The organism is Streptomyces sp. MK37H (assembly GCF_018035285.1).
Lineage (GTDB): Bacteria > Actinomycetota > Actinomycetes > Streptomycetales > Streptomycetaceae > Streptomyces > Streptomyces endocoffeicus.
This window is the reverse complement of record NZ_JAAAYH010000711.1, coordinates 1-2,748: the sequence shown is the minus strand read 5'-3', so window position 1 is coordinate 2,748 and position 2,748 is coordinate 1. Positions and strand designations below refer to the sequence as shown.

The following is a 2,748-nucleotide window of genomic DNA, read 5'->3' as shown; positions in this document are numbered from 1 at the left end:
CGGCCATGCGGGGCCTCGGCGGGCTGTCGGCCGCCTCCGGCTCGCTGCGGCTGCGCCGGGCGCGGCGGCGGCTGCGCCGGGCCGGGCTGCTGGCCGGATCACCCGGCCGGATGGTGATCGCCGACCGACGGGGCGGCGCCCTCGTGGCGACCCTGGCCCCCTCCCCCACCCCGCTGTTCGCGCGCGCCGAGAATCTGCGGCTGGTGTGCGAGGCCCTGGACCGGGCCCGGATCGACCACTTCGTGATCCGCTGCTACAGCAACGTCGGCTCGGCCGTGGGCGTCCGGGCCGATCAGCGGGCCGAGGTGGTCAAGGCGCTGGCCGCGCTGTGCGCCGAGGAGGCCGGGTATGTCTCGCTGCCCCCGCGGCGCGGCCATCCGGCGCCCCCGCCCCGGCTCGGCGGTACGCGACGGGCCTGGCGGCGGCTGGCCGCCGCCCCCGTGGTCCGCTTCACCCGCTTCCACGCCGGGCCGGGCGGACGGCTGGTCCTCGGCCCGGCGCACGGCTGCGACATCGAGTTCTGGGAGCCGGGCGGGCAGGGCGAGGAGCGGGTGCTGATCGCGCCGCGCTTCAACCGCACCACCGCGTCCGTACCGCTCGTGGGCGAGCCGGTGCGCGCCCCCGACCAGCTGTTCACCCGGCTCGCCCCGCCCATCGGCTGGCAGCCGGGGCCGCTGGTGCGCACCCGCCCGGAGTTCCTGACCCGGCTGCCGGACGAGGTCCGCTTCCCCATCGACGTCGTCTACACCTGGGTGGACGGCTCGGATCCGCAGTGGCAGCGGCGGCGGGCGGCCCTCGCGGGCACGGGCTATCACGCCCAGGCCGCCAACGCCGCCCGCTACGCCAACCGCGACGAGCTGCGCTATTCGCTGCGCTCGCTGTACCTGTACGCCCCCTGGGTGCGCCATATCTATCTGGTGACCGACCGTCAGGTGCCCGACTGGCTGGCCGTCTCGCACCCTGGGATCACCATCGTGGACCACCGCGACATCTTCGACGACCCCGATGTGCTGCCCACCTTCAACTCCCACGCCATCGAGACCCGGCTGCACCACATCGACGGACTCGCCGAGCACTTCCTCTACTTCAACGACGACGTCTTCCTCGGCTCACCGGTCACCCCGCAGGACTTCTTCCTGGCCAACGGCGTCTCCAAGTTCTTCCCGTCCCGCGCGCTGATCCCGCTGACCCCCGTGGGCCCCGGCGACGTGCCCGTATCGGCGGCCGGCAAGAACAACCGGGCGCTGCTGGAGGAGCGGTTCGGCACGGCCGTCACCCAGAAGATGAAGCACACCCCGCACGCCCTGCGCACCAGCGTGCTCGCCGAGATCGAGAAGGAGTTCCCGGACGCGGTCCGCGCGACCATGGCCAGCCGGGTGCGCTCGACGTCGGACATCTCCGTACCGTCCTCGCTCCACCACTACTACGCGTTCCTGACCGGGCGCGCGGTCCCCGCCCATCTGCGCTACGACTACTTCGACCTGGCCCAGCCCACCATCCGCACCCGGCTGGCCAGACTGCTGCGGGCCCGCCACTGCCAGGCGTTCTGCCTCAACGACACGGTCTCCTCCGAGCACGACCTCGAGGACCAGCTGGCGCTGGTCCGCCCCTTCCTCGACGCCTACTTCCCCCTCCCCAGCCCGCTGGAGCGGGCCGTCACCCGACAGGAGACGCGGCAGCCATGCCCCTCGCCATCACCCTTCCCCTGAATCCGGACGTCCTCGAGGCGGGCGGGCCGTATCCGCGGGCGCTCAATGTGCTCAGCCGCAAACAGACCGCCGTACAGCGGCAGTTGCGGCGCGCCGGGCTCGCGGGCTACGAGCCGACCACCCAGGCCACCTTGCTGGCCCTGGCCCAGCAGGCGCCCGAGGGCAGCGCGGTGTACGACATCGGCGCGCACATCGGGCTGTACTCGGCGCTGATCAGCGCGGTGTACGGGGACGGCGGGCGCGGGCCGCGGGCCATCGCGTTCGAGCCGACGCCGGAGACGGCCGCGCTGTGCCGCCGGATCCGGGAGTGCAACCGGCTCGGCTTCGAGGTGCAGCAGACCGCGCTGGCCGATGAACCGGGCACCGCCGAGCTATACTTCTCCCTCAAGTCGGAGTCCTCCAACTCGCTGAACCCGGCCCACCGCCGGCACACCGAGTCGGTCACGGTGCCGGTCACGACGATCGACGCATTCACCGGGGAGCGCGGTCTCGCCCCGCATCTGATCAAGATCGATGTGGAGACGTTCGAGGCGGCGGTGTTGCGCGGGTCGTACGACACGATCCGCCGCCACCGGCCGTGGATCGTGTGCGAACTGCTCCCCGGCGCGGACCACACCGCGCTGCGCACCGCCCTGGCGCCGCTGACCGCCATGGACTACGGCCTCCACCCGATCACCCCGGAGGCGCCCTGGCACCGCTACGACGAGACCACGTACCGGTCCGCGGTGAGCGGCCAGTGCCGCGACTGGCTGCTGGCGCCGCGGCCGCTGACGCCCGCCTTCCACCGGGTGGTGCGGCGGTGGCTGATCGCGATTCTGGCGTGCGACGAGACGACGAACATCATCACGACCGACAAGGCGTCCTTCCCGTACGGCTGGAACGCGCCGTACCGCTCGCCGCGGGGTGCGACGCGGGTGCCCCGTACGGGCCCGCGCGGTGCGGCGCGCGTCCCTCTCACCGGCCTGCTGCGGCTGGCGGGCGCCGCCGCTCTGGCGCGCCGCGCTGTCGTCCCGGCCCGGCGGACGCCCGGTGCGCAGGC

Annotated in this window: 2 protein-coding genes; both read left to right on the top strand. The window is 73.5% G+C overall.

Annotated elements, in window-relative coordinates; all coding sequences use genetic code 11:
• Positions 1-1,709: stealth family protein (locus tag GWI24_RS43085; protein WP_210951466.1), on the top strand; the 1,709-nt coding region annotated here is incomplete at its 5' end.
• The coding region (locus GWI24_RS43080; RefSeq protein ID WP_247617684.1) for an FkbM family methyltransferase at positions 1,682-2,748 on the top strand (1,067 nt) is incomplete at its 3' end. The genes GWI24_RS43085 and GWI24_RS43080, both read left to right, overlap by 28 nt.